This window comes from Kocuria oceani (assembly GCF_029524215.1).
GTDB lineage: Bacteria > Actinomycetota > Actinomycetes > Actinomycetales > Micrococcaceae > Kocuria > Kocuria oceani.
In genome coordinates this window covers 1-19,739 of the sequence record NZ_JARAMH010000018.1, presented here as the reverse complement: position 1 = coordinate 19,739, position 19,739 = coordinate 1, and the positions used below count along the sequence as shown (strand labels likewise).

22 protein-coding genes and 2 pseudogenes are annotated in these 19,739 nt (G+C 65.1%); 16 read left to right on the top strand and 8 right to left on the bottom strand.

Features of this window, described 5'->3' with window-relative positions; translation table 11 throughout:
- Nucleotides 1-152: 152 nt before the first annotated feature.
- The 4 genes from PU704_RS16365 to PU704_RS16350 form a co-directional block, all read right to left on the bottom strand.
- Nucleotides 153-497 carry a twin-arginine translocase TatA/TatE family subunit gene (locus PU704_RS16365; protein ID WP_277552040.1) on the bottom strand — a complete coding sequence of 115 codons (345 nt, stop codon included), beginning with the start codon at nucleotides 495-497 and terminating at the stop codon, nucleotides 153-155.
- The gene (gene tatC / locus PU704_RS16360; RefSeq protein WP_277552039.1) at nucleotides 470-1,372 is read right to left on the bottom strand and encodes a twin-arginine translocase subunit TatC; all 903 of its coding nucleotides are present in this window, start codon (nucleotides 1,370-1,372) and stop codon (nucleotides 470-472) included. The genes PU704_RS16365 and tatC overlap by 28 nt, the downstream gene beginning before the upstream one ends.
- Before the next feature lie 131 nt (nucleotides 1,373-1,503).
- Nucleotides 1,504-1,812 (bottom strand): Sec-independent protein translocase subunit TatA, encoded by a 309-nt coding sequence (tatA, locus tag PU704_RS16355; protein ID WP_277552038.1) that lies wholly within the window; start codon nucleotides 1,810-1,812, stop codon nucleotides 1,504-1,506.
- Between the two features lie 228 nt (nucleotides 1,813-2,040).
- Nucleotides 2,041-2,913, bottom strand: a complete 873-nt coding sequence (locus PU704_RS16350; RefSeq protein ID WP_277552037.1) for a polysaccharide deacetylase family protein — start codon at nucleotides 2,911-2,913, stop codon at nucleotides 2,041-2,043.
- Nucleotides 2,914-3,116: 203 nt separating this feature from the next.
- Between PU704_RS16350 and PU704_RS16345 the strand changes: the two genes are divergently transcribed.
- From PU704_RS16345 to PU704_RS16280, 14 genes are all read left to right on the top strand, one after another.
- The gene (locus tag PU704_RS16345) at nucleotides 3,117-4,118 is read left to right on the top strand and encodes an ABC transporter substrate-binding protein (protein WP_277552036.1); all 1,002 of its coding nucleotides are present in this window, start codon (nucleotides 3,117-3,119) and stop codon (nucleotides 4,116-4,118) included.
- The gene (locus PU704_RS16340; RefSeq protein WP_277552035.1) at nucleotides 4,115-4,942 is read left to right on the top strand and encodes an ABC transporter ATP-binding protein; all 828 of its coding nucleotides are present in this window, start codon (nucleotides 4,115-4,117) and stop codon (nucleotides 4,940-4,942) included. The genes PU704_RS16345 and PU704_RS16340 overlap by 4 nt, the downstream gene beginning before the upstream one ends.
- On the top strand, nucleotides 4,939-5,736 hold the full coding sequence (locus tag PU704_RS16335) for an ABC transporter permease (RefSeq protein WP_277552034.1): 798 nt from the start codon (nucleotides 4,939-4,941) through the stop codon (nucleotides 5,734-5,736). The genes PU704_RS16340 and PU704_RS16335 overlap by 4 nt, the downstream gene beginning before the upstream one ends.
- On the top strand, nucleotides 5,733-6,533 hold the full coding sequence (locus PU704_RS16330) for an ABC transporter permease (RefSeq protein ID WP_277552033.1): 801 nt from the start codon (nucleotides 5,733-5,735) through the stop codon (nucleotides 6,531-6,533). Before PU704_RS16335 ends, PU704_RS16330 begins: the two co-directional genes overlap by 4 nt.
- A 54-nt stretch (nucleotides 6,534-6,587) precedes the next feature.
- The gene (locus PU704_RS16325) at nucleotides 6,588-7,244 is read left to right on the top strand and encodes an N-carbamoylsarcosine amidohydrolase (RefSeq protein WP_277552032.1); all 657 of its coding nucleotides are present in this window, start codon (nucleotides 6,588-6,590) and stop codon (nucleotides 7,242-7,244) included.
- Between the two features lie 104 nt (nucleotides 7,245-7,348).
- Nucleotides 7,349-8,467, top strand: coding sequence for an MFS transporter (locus PU704_RS16320; protein WP_277552031.1), 1,119 nt, complete (start codon nucleotides 7,349-7,351; stop codon nucleotides 8,465-8,467).
- Nucleotides 8,468-8,541: 74 nt separating this feature from the next.
- Entirely contained in the window at nucleotides 8,542-9,408 is an 867-nt protein-coding gene (locus PU704_RS16315) for an aldo/keto reductase (protein ID WP_277552030.1), read from the top strand.
- A 139-nt stretch (nucleotides 9,409-9,547) separates the two neighbouring features.
- The gene (locus PU704_RS16310; protein WP_277552029.1) at nucleotides 9,548-11,011 is read left to right on the top strand and encodes an aromatic ring-hydroxylating dioxygenase subunit alpha; all 1,464 of its coding nucleotides are present in this window, start codon (nucleotides 9,548-9,550) and stop codon (nucleotides 11,009-11,011) included.
- Between the two features lie 2 nt (nucleotides 11,012-11,013).
- On the top strand, nucleotides 11,014-11,616 hold the full coding sequence (locus PU704_RS16305; RefSeq protein WP_277552028.1) for a 3-phenylpropionate/cinnamic acid dioxygenase subunit beta: 603 nt from the start codon (nucleotides 11,014-11,016) through the stop codon (nucleotides 11,614-11,616).
- A complete protein-coding gene (locus PU704_RS16300) occupies nucleotides 11,613-11,918 on the top strand; it encodes a hypothetical protein (RefSeq protein ID WP_277552027.1) in 306 nt (101 codons plus the stop codon). Before PU704_RS16305 ends, PU704_RS16300 begins: the two co-directional genes overlap by 4 nt.
- Nucleotides 11,919-11,971: 53 nt before the next feature.
- On the top strand, nucleotides 11,972-12,169 hold the full coding sequence (locus PU704_RS16295; protein ID WP_277552026.1) for a ferredoxin: 198 nt from the start codon (nucleotides 11,972-11,974) through the stop codon (nucleotides 12,167-12,169).
- A complete protein-coding gene (locus tag PU704_RS16290; protein ID WP_277552025.1) occupies nucleotides 12,166-13,401 on the top strand; it encodes an NAD(P)/FAD-dependent oxidoreductase in 1,236 nt (411 codons plus the stop codon). The genes PU704_RS16295 and PU704_RS16290 overlap by 4 nt, the downstream gene beginning before the upstream one ends.
- The gene (gene phtC / locus PU704_RS16285; RefSeq protein ID WP_277552024.1) at nucleotides 13,398-14,147 is read left to right on the top strand and encodes a 3,4-dihydroxyphthalate decarboxylase; all 750 of its coding nucleotides are present in this window, start codon (nucleotides 13,398-13,400) and stop codon (nucleotides 14,145-14,147) included. The genes PU704_RS16290 and phtC overlap by 4 nt, the downstream gene beginning before the upstream one ends.
- A gap of 47 nt (nucleotides 14,148-14,194) precedes the next feature.
- On the top strand, nucleotides 14,195-14,998 hold the full coding sequence (locus PU704_RS16280) for an IclR family transcriptional regulator (RefSeq protein WP_338130238.1): 804 nt from the start codon (nucleotides 14,195-14,197) through the stop codon (nucleotides 14,996-14,998).
- A 91-nt stretch (nucleotides 14,999-15,089) separates the two neighbouring features.
- Here the strand turns inward: PU704_RS16280 and PU704_RS16275 are convergent, their stop codons facing one another.
- The gene (locus PU704_RS16275) at nucleotides 15,090-15,938 is read right to left on the bottom strand and encodes an IS3 family transposase (protein ID WP_277552022.1); all 849 of its coding nucleotides are present in this window, start codon (nucleotides 15,936-15,938) and stop codon (nucleotides 15,090-15,092) included.
- Between PU704_RS16275 and istA the strand changes: the two genes are divergently transcribed.
- The gene (gene istA, locus PU704_RS16270; RefSeq protein WP_258300638.1) at nucleotides 15,883-17,100 is read left to right on the top strand and encodes an IS21 family transposase; all 1,218 of its coding nucleotides are present in this window, start codon (nucleotides 15,883-15,885) and stop codon (nucleotides 17,098-17,100) included. The two genes, PU704_RS16275 and istA, sit on opposite strands and share 56 nt — an antisense overlap.
- Nucleotides 17,097-17,873: an IS21-like element helper ATPase IstB gene (istB, locus tag PU704_RS16265; protein ID WP_109244646.1), complete on the top strand. Its 777-nt coding sequence runs from the start codon at nucleotides 17,097-17,099 to the stop codon at nucleotides 17,871-17,873. Before istA ends, istB begins: the two co-directional genes overlap by 4 nt.
- A 28-nt stretch (nucleotides 17,874-17,901) precedes the next feature.
- On the opposite strand, the pseudogene PU704_RS16260 reads toward istB, so the two are convergent.
- The 3 genes and pseudogenes from PU704_RS16260 to PU704_RS16250 form a co-directional block, all read right to left on the bottom strand.
- Nucleotides 17,902-18,159, bottom strand: a pseudogene (locus tag PU704_RS16260) (IS3-like element ISPfr13 family transposase); the annotation flags it as partial.
- Between the two features lie 17 nt (nucleotides 18,160-18,176).
- On the bottom strand, nucleotides 18,177-19,145 hold the full coding sequence (locus PU704_RS16255) for a transposase (protein ID WP_277552021.1): 969 nt from the start codon (nucleotides 19,143-19,145) through the stop codon (nucleotides 18,177-18,179).
- 94 nt (nucleotides 19,146-19,239) lie between these two features.
- A pseudogene (locus tag PU704_RS16250) lies at nucleotides 19,240-19,614 on the bottom strand (transposase); the annotation flags it as partial.
- Nucleotides 19,615-19,739 lie beyond the last annotated feature (125 nt).

The window sequence follows — 19,739 nt, the reverse complement described above, 5'->3', positions numbered from 1 at the left end:
CCATATGTAAAGCGATAGGCGTCGAGCTGCTCTTGACTCCGTTGTTCACGAGCCAATCGCCCGTGTCTGGTTCGTGCGGTGACGGCGGCCGGCCGTGTCACATCACGCGGGAATCGGCTATCTCCCGCTACGCGGTTGTGCGACAGACAGGTCTACGTCGACTCGGCGTCGAAAGGTGCGGGTACGCCGGGCGCGAGGCTGGTGCGTATCGGCCCGTTGGGCCGGGCCGGGGCCGGTTCGTCCTGGTCCTCAATCAGGGCCTGGCGCACGATGGTGCGGGGGTCGTACTGGCGGGGATCGAGCTTGCGCCAGTCGACGTCGGCGAGTTCGGGTCCCAAAGATTCCTTGAGGTCCTCGGTGGCACCGGTGGCGTAGCGTTTGGCGGTTTTGACGAGCTGCTTGAGCTTTTCCGCGTATTCCGGTAGCCGCTCCGGCCCGATAAGGACCAGGGCCAGCAAGATCAGGACGATCATTTCAGCGCCGTTGATACCGAACATACGGAGTCCTCCCCCAAGCGGTGGATTTCATCGGTGGAGGTAGCCGTGTCGGCGCCCGCGCCCGTGGCCTCCGCGCGGTGGGCCTCCTTCCGGGCCCGCCGGCGGTCGAGGAGCAGGCACAGCCCGACGGCCACGAAGAACAGCGTGAGCAGCGGCACGGCGAGGTAGAACATGGTCATCGGGTCGGGGCCCGGGGCGGCCATCGCGGAGACGACCATCACGAGGACCACGACGATCCGCCAGCTCTTGAGCACCGTGCGCCCGGAGAGCACGCCCAGCATGTTCAGGCCCACCAGGAACACGGGCAGCACGAAGGCGACGCCGAAGGTCAGGATCAGCTGGAGGAAGAACCGCAGGTACACGTCCGCGGAGATGAAGTTGGTCCCGCCCGCCGGGGTGAACGCGGTGAGGGCGTAGACGGCGGTGGGCAGGGTGAGCACGGCGACCGCGATCCCGCCCAGGAAGAGCGGGACGGCCGCGGCGAGGAAGCCGACCGCGTAGCGCCGTTCGGTCCGGTGCAGGGCCGGCGTCACGAACGCCCAGAGCTGGTAGAGCCACACGGGGCTGGCCAGGACCAGGCCGAGCACCAGGGAGACCTCCACCATGATGTTGAAGGACGAGCCCACCGCGGAGTAGTTGATGGAGGCCTCGCTGCCCTCCGCGGAGGCCAGCCGCTGCAGGGGCTCCGTGATGTAGGCCATGAACGGGATGTACAGGAAGAACCCGCCGACCATGCCCACCACGGTGGCCACCGCGGACTTGATCAGCCGGTTGCGCAGCTCCCGCAGGTGCTCGGCCAGGGCCATCTGCGCCTGCGGATTGGCCTTGCGCGCGGTCCGGCGCTTCTTCGGACCGCGGGGGGACTGCGAGGACATGAGGACCTTCGGGACTCGGGGCCCGCCCGGGGCGGCGGGGCCGGTCGGGCGGCCCGCTCCCCGGGCGGGGCGCGGACCGGCCGGTGCGGCGGATCGGGGCGGCGGCGGACGCCGGGAGAGGGGGGCGAGGGTCAGGCCGGAGGGCGGCCGGGGTGCTGCTCGGGGTCGCGCGGGGCGTCCGTGCCGGAGGCGGTGCCGGTGGCGCCGGGGTCACGGTCGGTGGTGCCGTCCCGGCCTGGCGCCACGGCCTTGCCGTCGATGACCACGTCCGAGCCGTCCGGCTGGTCGTCCTTCTTCATCTCCTTGACCTCGGACTTGAAGATGCGCAGCGACTGGCCGAGGCTGCGGGCCATGCCCGGGAGCTTGGGCGCGCCGAACAGCAGCAGGATCACCAGCAGGATGATCAGGATCATGAAGGGGCTGTCGAAGAGCCTACCCATGGAACATTCCTTTCCGTTCAGCCCGGCGGAGGTCGCTGATCCGCTGCGGCTGGCCCATCCGGTCCTTGCGCTCGATGCGGCGTCTCAGACGGGCGGTTTCTCGTTGGTCACGGCCGACCCGGTAGTCGGCCACGGCTTGCCCCACCGGTGTGAACAGGGCCGGGTCCGGGACGGCCCGGACGGGACGGCGCGCGCCAACCAGCGTGGCTGGGCTAGGCGCCTGCGCGCCTAACTGTCTTGACGTTCAGGCATGTCCTTGAAGTGCTTCGCGATGTCATCGCTGGTGGTCAACCAGACGTCGGGCTGGCCTGCGATGAATTCGAGCGCGAGGTCCAGGTACTTGTGCCTGAAGGGTTGGTTGATGATAAAGGGGTGGAGGGGCAAAGACATCACCCGCCCACTTTCCCCCGCGTCCGCGCTCAGTTGCTCGTATTGATCCTTCACGATCTGCAGGAAATCGGGGCCGCTGAGGTTTCTGTTCGAGAAAAGCGTGACGTCGTTGACCTCGATCGAGTAGGGAACGCTCATCATGCCGGCGACGTTGAGGTGGAAAGGTTGGTCGTCTGCGCACCAGTCGAGAACGTAGCTCAGACCGAGTTCTGCGAGTATCTCGGGAGTGTTGTCAGTCTCTGTCAGTGCGGGTCCCAGCCAGCCCTTGGGCCTTGAGCCCGTGTGCGACTCGATGGTGCGGACCACGTCTTCGAGGTAGTCAACTTCTTCCTCCCGCGACATTCCCGTTTGGAAGGTCGAGTTGTCGCGTCCGTGGGCGACCCAGACCCAGTCCCGATCCAGGCCGGCCCGGACGACCTGTGGGTAGTGCCTGCATACCTCCGCGTTCACCAGGGCGCTGGCCCGAATGCCGTGCACGTCGAGTGAGTTGATCATGCGCCAGAGCCCCACGCGCAGTCCGTAGTCGCGCCACCCGTAGTTGAGGGGGTCGGGGTGGAGTCCTGCCGTGCCCCCAAATATCGACGTCGAGGGCTTGTCGATCGAGTAGTGCTCGAGATTCAGGCCCAAGTAGAAGGCCACTTTCTTGCCCTCGGGCCAGTGGAGGGGCGCTCGATCAGTGATCGGACTGTAGTCGTAGAGCTTGTTGTCCATCGGATACATGGTCCTTCGGTCAGACGGCACGAGTCCTCCGGCTGCTCAGCACGCGCGACTATCGCGCCTAGGCGTTCCGCGGCTCCTCGCTTTGTGAAAGTGATCCTAGACATATCTGTAGAGCAGAGGAAGGGTCTGGACAGCAGTGAAGTGACGTGGTTCACTGACTGGGATATGCGCCACACACGACGAGGGAGAACCGCATGACCACCATCTTTCGCCCCATGGGGCGCCGAGGTTTCTTAAAGCTCTCAGCCGCGGCAGGGGGTGTTGTCGCGCTGGGCTCGACGGCGGCATGCGGACAGGGCGGAGGCGGCGGAAGCGGGGGTTACTCCGGGGACGTCGCCGTCACTGGTCTCGCCAGCCTCATCCACTCCGCACCGTTCTTCATCGCCCAGTCAGAGGGCTTTTACGAGGAAGAGGGGCTGGATTTAGAGCACGTCCAGTTCCCCGGTGGGCTGGACACGGTGCGCGGCATCGAGTCGGGCATCGGGTTCGGCACATCCTCGACCCTGCCGGTCTTCATTGCTGCGGAAAGCGGCATGGATGTTCGAATCTTCGGCAACGTCTACACCGCCGCATCCGTCGACTTCATCGCTCTTCCGGATTCTCCGATCAACGCCATCGAGGACGTGAGAGGCAGGACGGTCGCTGTCAGCACGCCGGGGTCGAACTCCTCGTACTTTGCCGAGCGAACTCTGCGCGAAGCAGGACTGACGCCAGGCACGGACGTTCAGCTGGTCAGTGTCGGTTCGGCCGCCGATTCGTGGACCGCAGTTTCCCAGGGAGTCGTGGACGTGGCGTGGACCGCCTCGCCGCTGTCCGAGAGGATTTCTAGCGAAAGCGGCGGCAAAGTCATTTGGCGGTCCAGGGACTACGTCACCGACTGGTCCGACACCTGCCTGGTCGCGACAGGAGCATTCATGGACGAAAATGCCGACGCCCTCCGGGGATGGGGCAGGGCCCTGCAGAGGGCGATGGACATGATTTCCAACGACGTGGAGGCGGCCGCCGAAGTCTACGCCAGGGCCATTGAGTACGAACCGGAGGTCGCTCTCGAGGCGCTGAGAAACTCCCAGGAATTCTTCAGTCTCGACTTCACTGACGCGCAGCTCGAAGCGGTCGTCGAAGCCGGTATGGAACAGGACCAGATCACCCAGGAGCCGGACATGGATTCCGTCGTTGTGCGGGACTTCCTGTCATGAGCGCGGCTTCCACCCAGCCGGCGACCGCGCAGGAACACGACGTCGTCTTCGACAACATCGGCATGACCTTCCAGAGTGCGACCGGGGTGACGCAGGCCGTCGCGAACGTGAGCGGTGCCATCCCCGAGCACAAATTCGTCTCCGTGATCGGTCCCAGCGGTTGCGGGAAGAGCACTCTTCTAGACATGGTCGGCGGCCTGCTCAGGCCGACCCAGGGAACGGTGAGCATCGACGGCGAGACCGTGACGGGCCCGCGACGCGACACCGCGATGGTCTTCCAGGAGGACTCGACACTCCACTGGCGCAGCGTCCTGGACAACGTGGCGTTCGGGCTCGAGGTCAAGGGGATGCCCAAGGCTGAGCGCTTCGACAGAGCCCGCGCCATGATCGAGCTCGTCGGGCTGCAACAGTTCGAGAACCATCGCCCGGGGCAGCTCTCCGGAGGCATGAAGCAGCGGGTGGCCATCGCCCGAGCGCTGGCCATGGAGCCACGGGTTCTGCTGATGGACGAGCCATTCGGAGCGCTCGACCAGCAGACTCGGCAGTTCGTCGGTCGGGAACTGCTCAACATCTGGGAGAAGACGCGCAACCGCGTTCTATTCATCACCCACGACATCCAGGAGGCGGTCTACCTCTCGGACGAGGTCTGGGTCATGTCCGCCAGACCGTCGGTGGTCAAGGAGGTCGTCAAGATCGACCTCCCCCGCCCTCGGCCTGCTGGGACCCATGCCATGCCGCGGTTCCGGGAGCTCGAGGATCATTTGTGGGAACTGGTCAAGGTCGAAGCGGAGAAGACCCTGGGCCCAGGAGCGCAGTCGGCGTGACGGTCACAGAAAAGAAGCCCTCACCGCAGCTCAGGACAGATCCTCTGTGGCGCCGGCCCCGGGTCGTGCGCTGGTGCATCGTCGTCGGACTCGTCGTCGTCTTGGAAGCCACGACCAGGTTCGGGCTCATCGAGCGCAGCCTCATGGTGCCGCCGACGGAGATCGTCGAACGTCTGGCCTCGATCGTCCCGACCGGCGAGTTCGGTGCGGACGCCGTACGCACGCTGACGACCATCCTGGCGGCCTTCGCCGTCGGACTCCTCGGAGGAATACCGCTGGGCGTGCTCCTGTGGCGACTTCCCGGCGTGGGACGCGTGCTGGAACCGTTCCTTGTCACGGGATACGCGATGCCGACCCTGCTGTTCTACCCGGTCCTGCTGGCGATCATGGGCCTGAACGCAGGACCCATCATCGTCATTGCGGCGACCATGTCGCTCATTCCCATAGCGCTCACCACGATGGTCGCCCTGGGCTCGATCAAACCGATCCTGCACAAGCTCGCGAAATCGGTGAACGCCTCTGCCTCGCAGTACTACCTGAAGGTTCTGCTCCCCGCCGCGACCCCTCTGGTCTTCCCCGGCGTGAAACTCGGATTCATCTACGCCGTGATCGGCACGATCGCCATGGAGTTCATCCTCGCGGCACAGGGCATCGGATTCCGCGCCGGCTTCTACTACCGCGAGCTGAACACCGCGGACATGTGGGCTTACATCACCATCGTGGTCGTGCTCAGCGTGATCGTCAACGGCATTCTCACGTGGTCGGAGAAGCGGATCAGAAAGGACATGCTATGAGCACGGACGTGAGCGCTCCTGCAGCGCCCAAGACTGCCGCACCCTCCGGAGCCCGGACGACGACGACCATTAAGGACAATCTGTGGCGCGTCGCGGTGGTCCTCGCGCTCATTGCCATCTGGGCCGGGCTGTCCGTCCTCTCGGACCTGGTTTCGTCCCCCGCGGCCTCCTTCGCCGCACTCGCTGAGCTCTTCGCCAACGGCTCCATCTACCGGCATCTGGGCACCACGCTGGAGGCAGTAGCCATCGGCTTCCTCATCGCAGCAGCCATCGGCTTCCCACTGGGCTACGCCATCGGCAGAAGCAAGTTCCTGGGCGCCGTCTTCGACCCCATCGTCGCGGGGGCCTTCGCCATCCCGCGCATCGTCTTCTTCCCCGTGCTCCTGCAGATCTCCGGGGTGGGAGTCGGCGCCCAGTCGGCGATGGCCGCCCTCGCGGCGGTGTTCCCGATCATTGTGTCCACGACCGCCGGTGTCCGTGCCATCAACCCGGTACTACCAAAACTTGCACGATCGCTGAGCCTGTCTCGGCTGCAGACTGTGACCAAGATCTATGTGCCCGCGATGGCTCCGTCGCTGATGGTGGGCATCCGGATCGGCTTCAGCATCGCGTTCATCAACGTCATCATCGCCGAGTTCTTCGCGGCACGCGCAGGCCTCGGCCTCCTGGCCCTGCGCGCCTACGGCCGGTTGGACTTGCCGTCGATGTACGGAATTATCGTGCTCCTCGCAGCCATAGCTTTGATCGGCAACATGGTGCTCTGGGCAGTTGAACGCAGACTCAGCAAGAAGTCCTGAACATGGGTCATAGATCACCTACGACCGTCCGAACGAGCCACAGAGAGGCACACCATGTCCCACAGCGCTGCGGTGGATGAGTACGAACGTCTTCGAGCAGAATTCAAGACCAAAGGCCTGGGAGGCCGGACCGGCTTCGGACAGCGCCCGGTACTGCTGGTCATCGACCTAATCCGGGGGTTCACCGACACGAGATCCCCCCTGGCCGGCGAGCTCGATTCTCAGCTGCGGGCCACCCAACAGCTACTCGCGGACGCGCGGGAGGCCGACGTGCCCGTGATCTTCTCGACGGTCGCCTACGACTCCGACCTCCAGGAGGCCGGCAAATGGATCCGCAAGATCCCCTCCAACAGCTGGCTGGTGGAAGGGAGCGAGTGGGTGGAGCTGGACGAACGGCTCGGTCGCCGCGAGAACGAGATGCTGCTGGTCAAGAAGTATGCGTCCTGCTTCTTCGGCACCGACCTGGCGGCCCGGCTGGTGTCCCGGGGCGTGGACACGGTGATGCTCCTCGGATGCACGACCAGCGGTTGCATCCGAGCCACCGCCGTGGACGCCTGCTCCTACGGGTTCCACACGGTCGTCGTGGAAGAGGGCGTCGGAGACAGGGCCGAGCTGCCGCACCTTGCCAGTCTCTTCGACATCGACAACAAGTACGGTGACGTCGTGAGCCTGGAGGACGCCAGCGCCTACCTCCAGCATGTCCGCGACTAAAAACGATGAGGGTAAGCTCTCGCGCGCCGGGGGAGCCCCTGGGACGCCCGGCCTAACGAGCTGCCACCACGGGGAAGTTCTTGCCCTCCGTCGGCCGTGACAGGGTGTTGAGCGCGCTGGCCATCGTGCTGTTCGGTGTCGCGCTGGGCATTCTGTCCGTCGTCGTCCCTCTGCTAGGAGTGCATGCGGGTTACAGCGCCAGTGAGATCGGTCTGCTGGTGGCTGTGGCTGCCATCGCGCAGCTCCTCACACGCCTCTGCATGGGCGCGCTCATGCGTAGGATCCCGGACAGGTCGTTCCTCATAGCTTCCGGGCTGATGATCGCAGTTTCGTGCGCCCTCCTGGCAGTCTCGCCCGCGTTCATGATCTTCATGGCATCCCAGTTGGTGCAGGGAGCAGCCCGAGCGTTCTTCTGGACCAGCAGCCAGACTCACGCCGTCCGCACTGCGGCCTCAGCAGTCAACGGGCTTCGGGACGTCAATCTGGCGGCCGGCGCCGGCGCACTGGTCGGACCTGTCGTGGCCGGCTACCTCTGGGAGGTCTCAGTGCAACTTCCACTGGTGCTGGGAGCCGTTGCGGGGTCCATGGCCGTTCTCCCGGCGGCCATGCTGATCAGGTTTCCTCCGTTCGCGCCCAGGCCTTCTGCCCGCAGAAACCAGGAGAAGCATTTGTGGCGACGCCCCGGCGTCAACGCAGCCTGCTGGATGAACGCTGCGGCAGGCGCATGGAAGAGTCTTTTGGACTCCTACGTTCCGCTCGCCCTGTCTCTGGCAGGGCAGTCGGCTGCAGTCATCGGCATCCTGCTGTCCATTGCCAACAGCACCGTCCTCGCCGGCAGCGCCTTCGGCGGCTGGATACGCCAGAAGGGCATCAGGGCGTCTCTGGTCACCGGAGTCTTCGCGACAGGACTCGGTGTGGCCGCAGCGGGACCGTTCGCCGGACTGACTGGCCTTGTAGCCGTCTCCCTGGCCGTCTCCGGAATCGGCGCCGGGATCTTGCAGACCGTTGGCCCGGCCATCGCGGCCGAAAAGGTGCACCCAGAGGAACGCGGCGACGCACTGGCGCTCACGGGCATCTTCCGTGCGACGGCGCTCATGCTCACACCAGTGGCTATGGCAGGAGTGGTCGCCCTTGCACCCGTGACGGCTGCACTGCTGGCCGCGGGCCTGCTCATCACCGCCCCGGCGGCCACCACCTGGAGATCGAACAAGGGTGTCACCTGATCGACACAGGTTCCGAGCCCCGGGCGTTCGCATCCAGCGACCGACACGACAGACATTTCGAAGAGAGGTTGTTCATGACAACGGAAACCCATCCAATCAACGAGCCCCCAGCAGTCCCGCGGCTGGACCTGCTGCACGGGCACAGCATTCCGCACCTGGGACTGGGCACCTGGCCGATGGTGGAAGAAGAATGCGAAGCAGTCGTTCGATACGCCGTCCGGAGCGGCTACCGGCTCATCGACACGGCGTTCCAATATCGCAACGAAGAGGCCGTGGGACGGGGCCTCCGAACGGCCGGGGTCCCCCGGGAGGAACTGTTCGTCTCCAGCAAGTTCAACAAAGAGTCCCACAGCGTCGACGGCGTCCAGCGGGCCTACGACCACAGCCTCCAGGCACTTGGCCTCGACTACCTCGACATGTTCATGTGCCACTGGCCCGTGCCCGCCCTAGGCCGGTACATCGAAGCGTGGAAAGGTCTCGTCAAGCTCCTCGACGAGGGACGCGTCAAGGCGATCGGTGTTTCCAACTTCAAGCCGGTACACCTGGAGAAGATCATCGCCGCGACAGACGTGACCCCCGACGTCAATCAGATCCAGCTCAGTCCCGATCTCGCACGACTTCCACCGCGGGCCGTCCACCAGAGCCTAGGAATCGTCACGGAGGCGTGGAGTCCCATTGGCCGCGAAACGGGCCTGCGCGACCACCCGATCGTGGTTGAGATCGCGCGCAGAATGGCGCGGACGCCAGCGCAGGTTCTCCTCCGATGGCACGTCCAGCAAGGAATCATCCCGATCCCCCAGGCCGCCAAGCCCGAATGGTTGGCGGAGAACATCGCGGTGTTCGATTTCAGCTTGACAGCCGAGGACATGGAAGCCATGGCAGTACTGGACCGTGGGGAGCACGCCGCGCGGGACTCGGATGCCCCCGAGAACGGCCACTGATTCCCGGACCACACGTATCCCGGCAGTAGACGAAAACCGCTCGGGGCTTGACGTACATCACAAAATACGCGATTCTCTATCTTACAGAGAAGTCCTCTGCTCTCCAGACTTCGCGTTCAGATTGATAAGGAGCTCTCCCATGGCAGACCACCACGGCGTCCTAGAGGACGTTCGACGGGGCATGATCCCCGCGCACATCTACAACGACAAGGAGATCTTCGAACTGGAGAAGGAGCGGCTCTTCAGCCGTAGCTGGCTCTTCGTCGCCCATGAGTCCGAGGTCCCCGAGGCCGGCGACTACGTGGTCCGCCGAGTTCTCGAAGACTCGTTCATCATCTCCCGGGACGAACAGGGCGAGGTCCGAGCCCTGTTCAACATGTGTCTCCACCGAGGGATGCAAGTCTGCCGAGCAGAGATGGGCAACGCCTCCCACTTCCGCTGCCCGTACCACGGATGGTCGTACCGCAACGACGGGCGCATCGTCGGCCTGCCGTTCCATAAGGAGGCCTACGGCGGGGAGGAAGGCTTCAAAAAGAAGGGCCAGACACTGCTGCCCGCCCCCTCGTTGGCCACATACAACGGGCTGATTTTCATCAGCATGGACCCGGACGCCGAGCCCCTCGAGGACTTTCTGGGAGACTTCAAGTTCTACCTGGACTACTACACGAAGCAGAGCGCCGATGGCATCGAACTGCGCGGGCCACAGCGCTGGCGGGTCAAGGCCAACTGGAAAATCGGTGCCGAAAACTTCGCCGGAGACATGTACCACACACCCCAGACCCACACTTCCGTGGTAGAAATCGGCCTTTTCCGAGAGCCCAAGGCCGAGAAGCGCAAGGACGGCACCACCTACTGGGCAGGCAACGGCGGCGGCACGACGTACAAGTTGCCCGAAGGAACTCTGGAGGAGCGCCTGCGCTACGTGGGTTATCCGGACGAGATGATCGACCGGATGAAGGAGCAGTGGACCCAACAGCAGCTTGACGTTGTCGGCAAGGACGGGTTCATGGTGTCGGCGGCATCGGTGTTTCCGAACATGAGCTTTGTCCACAACTGGCCGAGGGTCGAGGAGGGGTCCGATGAGGTCCTTCCCTTCATCTCCATCCGCATGTGGCAGCCGATCAGCGAGAATGAGACCGAGATTCTCTCTTGGTTCGCCGTCGACAAGAACGCGCCGGAGGAGTTCAAGGCGCTCTCCTACAAGGCGTATCTCATGTGCTTCGGCAGCGGTGGCATGTTCGAGCAGGACGACGTCGAGAACTGGGTGTCCCTCACCAACACCGCCGCCGGGTCTATGGCACGGCGGCTGCTGCTCAACAGCCGGATGGGCATGCTCGAGGACGGTCAGAACGTCGTCGAGGCCCTGTCCCCCGAGGAGTACTCGGGGCCCGGCTCCACCCGTATCGGATACAGCGAATACAACCAGCGAGAGCTCCTGATCCGTTGGGCAGAGCACCTCGAGCGGCCGGCGGAAGCCGCGGCGCAGGTTCACGTCGGCTCCGACCCGGTGCAGGCGCCAGCTGCCACGGGATCGGGACCTGCCCAGCCCGCCAGCGGCAGCGCAGCGACCATGCCCGCAACCACCCTTCCCGAGGAGGCCTGACCATGACTGTTGGAGCACACGAGAACGAGGACTTGACGCTGTCCGAGCAGTCGGCACTGGGATCTCACGCACCTCGAACGCAGCGGATCGGGCAGAGCCTTCCGTTCAACGACGATCTCCATCTGGAGGCGCACCGGTGGCTCGTCGACGAGGCATACCTGCTCGACGCGCAGGACTACGACGAATGGCTTGCGCGGATCGCCGAGGACGTGCACTATCTCATGCCGGTGCGTGTCACGACCGCACTGGGTGCCGGATACACCACCTCACCCGGCATGGCGCACTGGGACGAGAACAAGTACTCGCTCAGCCGCCGGGTGGCTCGCTTTGCCACGGAGCACGCATGGACTGAGGACCCCCCGTCACGGCTGCGCCACTACATCACCAACGTGCGCACCTTCCGCACCCCCAATCCGGAGGAAATCATCGTGGACTCGGCGGTCCTGCTGTTTCGCAGCCGTGGTGATGTCGGGGAGGCCGCCACCGTGTCCGCAGGACGGGAAGACCTGCTCCGACGGACCGCGACCGGTTGGGAATTGGCTCGGCGCACCATCATGGTCGATGAGTCGGTCATCCGCATGCAGAACCTGGCGATCTTCCTGTGAAACTGGAATGGGAAGGTGAAGAGGAGGATCGCCTCGCGGCGATCCGAGCCGCCGAGGAACGTCACCGGCTGGAGCAACACGTCACCGGCAAGCCGATTGTCATCGCCAATGAGTTCTCTGAGGTCCAGGTCACCCGCATCGAAACCCGCAACGGCTCACGACTGCTGATTAAGTCGCCCCGTTCGGGCCAGTGGGTCACGCTGTGCCCACTGGAACTGGAGTCTCTGACTTGGCAGGCCCCCGCCACGTTTTCGGCCATGATCGGCCACCCCTTCGGACCGCTCGTGGCCGAAGACGAGTGACGAGTAAAAACTCCAATCGCTAAAGCACTACCGTCTCAAAAAGGAATGTGACCATGCCTGTAGTCAAAGCTGACCTGGAAGCCTGTCAGGGGTATGCAAACTGCATTGTCGGAGCCTCTGACTACTTCGACCTGGACGACGATGGAGTCGTCGTCCTGCTCAAGACTGAAGTTCCCGAGTCCGAACGCGCCCGCGTCACCGAGGCTGCGCGCAGCTGCCCGGTTTCCGCACTCATGGTGGAGGAAGCATGAGCGCGGGCACCGTCGTCATCGTCGGGTCCTCCATCGCGGGGGTACGCACCGCACAGTCGCTCCGCCTGGAAGGATATGAAGGAGAAATCATCCTCGTGGGAGAAGAGACCGAGCTTCCCTACGACAAGCCTCCGTTGTCCAAATCCGTCCTGGCAGGATCCGCCGACGAGGAGTCCATCCGTCTGCTGAGCCAGGAGCAAGCCGATGCCGACGGCATCCGACTTCTGCTGGGACACCGCGCCGTCGGCCTGGACATCGCCGAAAACCTGCTGGAGTTGGAAGGGCACGAGCCCCTTCACTACGACCAGCTGGTCGTCGCCACAGGAGCTGATCCGCGGCCCTCGCCTTGGGGCCGAGCCCCGGGGATCCACGTGTTGCGCACGCTCGAAGACGCCCGCGAACTACGAGGGGATCTTCTCCGGGGCGGAGCACTCGTTGTCATCGGCGCAGGTTTCATCGGCGCCGAAGCGGCAGCCACTGCCCGTTCCTTGGGACTCGAGGTCACGGTCATCGACCCGGTTCCTGTACCCATGAGCCGCATTTTCAATCCTGAGATCGGCCATTGGTTCGGTGATCTGCATCGAGACAATGGTGTCACCACCATGTTCGGCGTCGGCGTGGAATCCATCGAGGGCGAGGAGGGCAACTTCGCCGTCCGCCTGACCAACGGCGAGAGCGTTCCGGCGGCCACCATCCTGGTCGGCATCGGAGTCATCCCCAACGACTCCTGGCTCAGTTCCTCCGGCCTGCTCGTGGACAATGGAGTCGTGCTCAACGAGTACTGCCAGGCACTCGACGCCGCGAATGTGTACGCCGTCGGTGACGTGGCCCGGTGGCGCCACCAGAAACACGGCGAGGACGTCCGGATTGAGCACTGGACCAATGCGGTCGAGCAGGCCGCATGCGTGGCCCACAACATCACGCATCCGGATCAACCTCGCGCCTACACGCCCATCGAGTACGTGTGGAGCGACCAGCACAACTGGAAGATCCAGGTCGTTGGACGCGTCGGGGGCAACGTCGACCATGTCGTCATCGGACATCCTCAGGTCCACGGCCGATTCGTCGCCCTGTACACCACGGACGGCACAACCCTTCGAGGCGCAGCAATCGTGAACTGGCCCAAGGCCCTCCTCGCCTGCCGGCTCGGCATGGCCAAGGGCACCACGGTTCAGGAATTGCGCGAGAAGCTCGAACCCCAACTGGAGACCCAGCCGATGGGAGCACCATGACCTCGGAAAACCCCTTGCCCCGCAACCACGGGGCCGCGCGCGAGACCATCGCCAGCGCCTGCCGGGTCTTGGCGCACCGAGGCCTGGCCGACGGCATCCTGGGACACATCAGCCTCCGGATCACCGAGAACACCCTTCTGGTACGTTGCCGGGGCCCCCACGAGCGAGGCCTCGCGTACACCCAGCCCGAAGATATCCGCCTGGTAGACCTCGACGGCAATCCTGCGGCCGATGGCGAACTGGGAGGAGGATACACGGTCCCTAACGAACTGCCGCTGCACACCGAACTGTACCGGCGCCGTACCGACCTCCGGGCCGTGGTCCACGCCCATCCTCCGCAAGTGGTCGCTGCGGACCTTGCAGGACTGACGGTTCGCCCCATCGTGGGAGCCTTCGACATCCCCGGAACCCGTCTCGCGGCTAATGGGGTGCCCGTCTATCCCCGTGGAGTCCTCATCCGCAACCGGGGGCTCGCGGCCGAGATGGTCGATGCCATGGGGATGAGGCCCATCGTGGTGCTCCGTGGGCACGGCCTCACGAGTGCGGCCGAGACTGTCGAACAAGCGGTGTTGCAGGCGATCAGCGTGGACATTTTAGCCGGCCTGGCCCTCCAGGTGACGTCCGCGGGCGGGGAGCTCGTCGACCTGCCCGAGGCCGACATGGCTGAACTCCCCGACCTCGGAGGAGCATTCAACATGGGTACTGCGTGGAGGCATGAACTGGCACGCCTTGGCGAGCGGCGTTGAAAGCAACTGCCACGGCCGACCTGCCAAGGCCACCGTGGCTCAGTACCATGAAGTTCATGCCCTCATCAGAGACGGCGGAGGACACGTCCCGGTACGGCCCTCTCCCGCAGTACCCCATCGAGTCCGTCGACAACGCACTACGACTGTTGTTGCTGTTCGAAACCCGCCCGAGCATTCGGCTCACGGACGCGAGCAAATACTTAGGCGTGGCCTCTTCGACCGCACATCGACTACTGGGAATGCTCCTCTATCGGGGTTTCGTCCGGAAGAACCCCGACACCAAGGCGTACGAACCCGGACAAGCGCTCAGCTCCATCGCTGTCGCCATACAGCGCCATGTCGATGTGGGCACTTTGATCCGACCAGCGTTGGAACGGCTGTTCGAGGCCACTGGAGAGACGGTGCACTTCGCCGAGCTCGAAAGCTCGAATGTGCACTTCCTCGAAGTCATCGAGAGCCAACGCGCCGTTCGAGTCTCCTCACGTCGGGGCGCGAGACTTCCAGCCAACTGCACCGCAACTGGCAAAGCAATGTTGAGCCTGCTCACCCAGGATGAGCTCCATGCGCTCTATCCGCAGGAAACACTTCCGGGCCTTACCAAGGGATCTATCACCTCCCGTGCTGTCTTGGAGCGTGCCCTCGAAACGATCCGACAAATCGGATACTCCACAAGCCGGGAAGAAAGTGAAGACGGCGTCATGTCAGTCGCCGCGCCCGTGATGAGCCCAAACGGAAAGTGCTATGGCATCAACGTGTCAGTTCCTGCTCACCGCATGACCGAACAACTGCGCATCGAACTTGGCACCCTGCTCAAGGCCACAGCCCAAGAAATCCAAAGTTTGCTCGTGTAGCTTTCGCGTGTGCGGGATCGACAGGCAGACCATCTTCCGTCCGTGAACACACAAAAACATAAAATGAACCGTCTCAGCTTTCCTGCCGTCTTCATACTGGTTGCGCCTCCGACCGGGACGCAGTGATCTGATCGTAGTGGGCGGCCTCGAACTCGGCAGGTGGAATGTTGCCGAGGCTGGAATGCAGCCAGCGGGTGTTGTACCAGTCGAGCCACGCCATTATGGAGTACTCGACGTCGCTGACGGTCTTTAGCGGCCCTTTCACGAACGGGCCCGAGCGGATGCATTCTGTCTTGCCGTGACCGATGATCGACTCCATCAGGCAGGAGTCGTAGGCGTCCCCGACCGAGCCGATCGACGGCGCCATGCTCTCCAGCCCCAGGTGTTCGGTGAAGCGCAACGCAGTGTATTGCGACCCGGCGTCGTGGTGATGAATCAGCCCATCCGGCAGCACAAGCCCATGCCGGGTGCGGTCCCACCGGCCCATTCGTAGCCAGGTCAGCACCAGATCCGTGGTGCGCGTGCTGGCCGCGTTCCAGGACACGATCCGCTGGGCGAAGACGTCCACGATAAAGGCGACGTAGACGGACCCGGCCCAGGTGCGCACGTAGGTGAAATCGGCCACCCACACGGTGTTCGGGGCCGCGGTGGTGAAGTTGCGGTTGAGCAGATCCGACGCCCGCGTCCCATCCTTGGCCGGGATCGTGGTGCGCACCCGCCTGCCGCGGACCACCCCAGCCAACCCAAGGGTGCGCATCAGACGGTCCACCGTGCAGTGGGCCAACACCAGCCCGGACCGGCGCAGGTAGGCGTGTCGATGCCGTCTGAATACTGACCCTCGGGCGCCGAGCGAATATTGACCCCTCGGCGGTGATGCTGAGGGAGTGATCAGTGTGGAGGACTGGGCCGAGATCCGCCGGTTGCACCGGGCGGAGGGCATGCCGATCAAGGCGATTGCGCGGCAGCTGGGGTTGGCCAGGAACACGGTGCGGGCAGCGATCGCCAGTGATGTGCCGCCGAGGTACGAACGCGCTCCGGCCGGCTCGATCGTGGACCCGTTCGTGCCGGGGATCGAGGCCCTGCTGCGGGAGTTCCCGACGATGCCGGCGTCGGTGATCGGCCAGCGGATCGGGTGGGAGCACTCGGCCTCGGTGCTGCGGGCCAAGGTTGCGCAGCTGCGGCCGCGCTACGCCCCACCGGATCCGGTGGACCGGGTGCGCTGGGGTGCTGGGGAGGTGATCCAGTGCGATCTGTGGTTCCCGCCGCCGGTGGTGCCCGACGAGCACGAGGTGGCCCGGTCGTTCCCGGTGCTGAGCATGATCTGCGCGCACTCGAGGTTCTTGATGGCGGTGATGCTGCCCTCGCGGGCGGGCGGGGACATCCTCGAGGGCATGTACGTGCTGCTGGAACAGCTCGGCGCGGTGCCGAGGATGCTGCTGTGGGACAACGAGGCCGGTCTCGGCGCCCACCGGCGCCTGGCCCCGGCCACGACCGCATTCGCCGGGACCTTGGGCACCCGGATCTGGCAGGCCCGCCCCTACGACCCCGAGACCAAGGGCATGGTCGAGCGAGCCAACGGGTACCAGCGCACCTCGTTCCTGCCCGGACGCACGTTCTCCTCCCCGGCCGACTTCAACGCTCAGCTGCAGGACTGGCTGGACGAGGTGGCCAACCGGCGGAAGGTCCGCGCCCTGGGCGCCCGACCCCTCGAGGTGCTCGAGGCCGATCGGGCCGCGATGGGGGCACTGCCGCCGGTGGCCCCGGCCACGGGCCTGAGCAGCACGACCCGGCTGGGACGGGACTACCACCTGCGCCTGGCCGGGGTCGACTACTCCATCCACCCCGATGCGATCGGGCGGATCGTGAGCGTGCGCGCCGATCACCACACCGTCACCGCGACCACCGCCGGGCGCGAGGTGGCCTGCCATGCCCGGCTGTGGGCGGGAACTGGCACCGTCACCGACCCGGTGCACATGGCCGCGGCCGCCGCAGCCCGTGCGGCCTACCAGCAGCGCCCGACCCGGGCCGCAGGGCCTAGGGAATTCACCGTGCCCACCCGGGATCTGGCCGTCTACGACCAACTGATCAGGAGAGCCTCATGAACCCGTCCACCGACCCGGCCAAGGAGATCGGCTACCTGTGCCGGGCGATGAAGACCCCACAGATCGCCGAACTGGCCGGCCCCCTGGCCGCCCAGGCCCGCACCGAGCACTGGTCCTACGAGCAGTACCTGGCCGCGGTGCTGGGCCGGCAGGTCGCCACCCGCACCGCCAACGGCAATCGGCTGCGGATCGCAGGGGCCCACTTCCCACAGATCAAGACCCTCGAGGACTTCGACCCCAGTGTGCTGGCCGCCCGGGAGAACGAGCTGCTGGCGCACCTGGCGACGACGACCTTCGTGCCCCGGACCGAGAACGTCGTGCTGCTCGGGCCCCCGGGCACCGGCAAGACCCATCTGGCGATCGCCCTGGGGGTCTGCGCGGCCAACCATTCCTACCCGGTGTTCTTCGACACCGCCACCGGATGGATCACCCGCCTACTCGCCGCCCACAACACCGGCACCCTGGAGAAGGAACTGCGCCGGCTGCGCCGCTACCGGGTGCTGATCATCGACGAGGTCGGGTACATCCCTTTCGAGGCCGAGGCCGCCAATCTCTTCTTCCAGCTCATCGCCAACCGCTACGAGCACGGCTCGGTCATCGTGACCTCGAACCTGGCCTTCTCCCAGTGGGGCCACACCCTCGGCGACGACGTGATCGCCGCGGCCACCATCGACCGCCTCATCCACCACGCCCACGTGCTCACCATGGACGGAGAGTCCTACCGCACCCGCCGCTACACCACCGAGGAGGGGTCAGATTTCACTCGGCGATAGGGGGTCAATTTTCGTTCGGCGTTGACAAGGCGGTCATCTTCCGCCGGCCATAGAGGCCCTCCGGGGTGCCCACGGTGGCCATCAGGGCGTCCATGACCACCACCACCACCGCGTCGCTCACGGTGCGTGCGGCGATCCTCCAGCCGGGTTACTTCCAGGACCGATACGTTTTCGCGGCGACCGGCACGCCCTGCTGACGCAGGACCGCGCAGATCGACTCGACCGCGTAGCCTTCGACCCTCATCTGGTCGATGAACCCCATGATCAGTGATTGCAGGGGTCGAGTTGCCCGATGCGCCTATGTCAAGCAGCAACCTCGAGAACTGGTTCCGCATCAGGGCGATGCCTGAAATCGGTTGGTGACTCCATGGCCCTCTCATCGGCGCGCAGAGCGGCGAAGGCTCGGTCCGAGATCCGCCGTCGTAGCAGGCGCATCGCTTCGGTGCGGGTCTTGCCGCGGGCCAATTGCTTGGCCACGTAGTCCGCTCCTTCGCTGCCCAGTCTCTGCTGCGTCACAGCGGCCATGTGCAAAGCGGTGTTGATCATACGATTGCCGCCGCGGTTGAGACGGAACCGCTCGTTGTTGCCGGACCAGACCGGGATCGGGGCAGTGCCATTGGACCGGGCAAAGGCGTCCTTAGAGTGGAAGCGCGCCGCCCCGGCCGTCTCCCCGACAATCGTCGCCGCGCCGAGCACCCCGAGACCGTCCACGGCCAACAGATGCGGGTACTCGGTGCGCACCAGTCGCCCCAGCCGCGCCTCGAGCTCGTTGATCCGCCGGGTCAGGCTGATGATCTCGGCGATCATGTCCCCGGCGATCTCGACCACCACCCCGTCCCTGCCGGCCAGCTGCTCTTGCAGGGAGTCCAGGACGCAGTAGCGGGGCAAGGCCCGAGAGGGAACTTTGATGGCCGGGTCAATCTCGTGCAGGAACCATCGCAGTTTCGACTGCAGGGCCGAGCGCCGGGCGACCATGGACCGGCGGTGGTCGGCCAGCAGCTTCAGATCGCGTTCCGGGCCGGCCATCACCGCGGTCGGCAGCTCGTCCTCCCGCAGTGCGACGCGGGCGACGGCCTCAGCATCGATCGGATCGGACCTGCCGCGTTGCCTGGCCCCGCGGCGCATTCCAGCCATCAACCGGGTGAGCACCCGCACGACCTGGTGACCGGCCAGCAGCAAGTCGACCTCCAAAGCGCGTCTTCGCCCGAGCCCGTCCACGGCGACCAGGGTGTGGGTGTTCTTGTGGGTGTCGATACCCACAACGGTGACCATGGCTACCTCCGCGTGCTCCTCGTGCCTGATCGCAAGGCAGGACGAGCCCCCGGCGGGCACACCTCAATCGGACGCCGAACAGCGCACGCTCCTATCAGGCCACACCCGGGCCTCGCCAGGCCGGACCGGCGGGGCGGCACATTGCGGACAAGCCCACCAGGATCGAGGGCAGCGAATAAACGAGCCAACCCCGCCGGCACTTCCTACGATGACATTGACGCGAAGAAAATCGAGGCCTTGCGCAGGATCTCGTTGGCTCGCGCAACCGATTGTTCTCGGCTTTCAGCCGCTTGATCTCCTCGGTCTCAGCCGTGGTGACCCCGTCCCGGTTCCCGGCGTCGATCTCGGCCTGACGGACCCAGTTGCGCAGCGTCTCCCGGCCCAGATCCAGTTGCTGACCGATCTCCTGGCAAGCCACCGTCAGCGACGGATAGTCCTGCTGGTGCTCGCGCATCATGCGCACCGCGCGAGCCTTAAACTGGCTCTTCGGTCATTGAGTGGGGATCAGGGGATGAGCCCGCCGGCCGCCAGGAGCATACGGAGCCGGTAGTTGTCCCGGTTGCGGTAACCGCGGGCCAGGCGGCGATGGAGCTC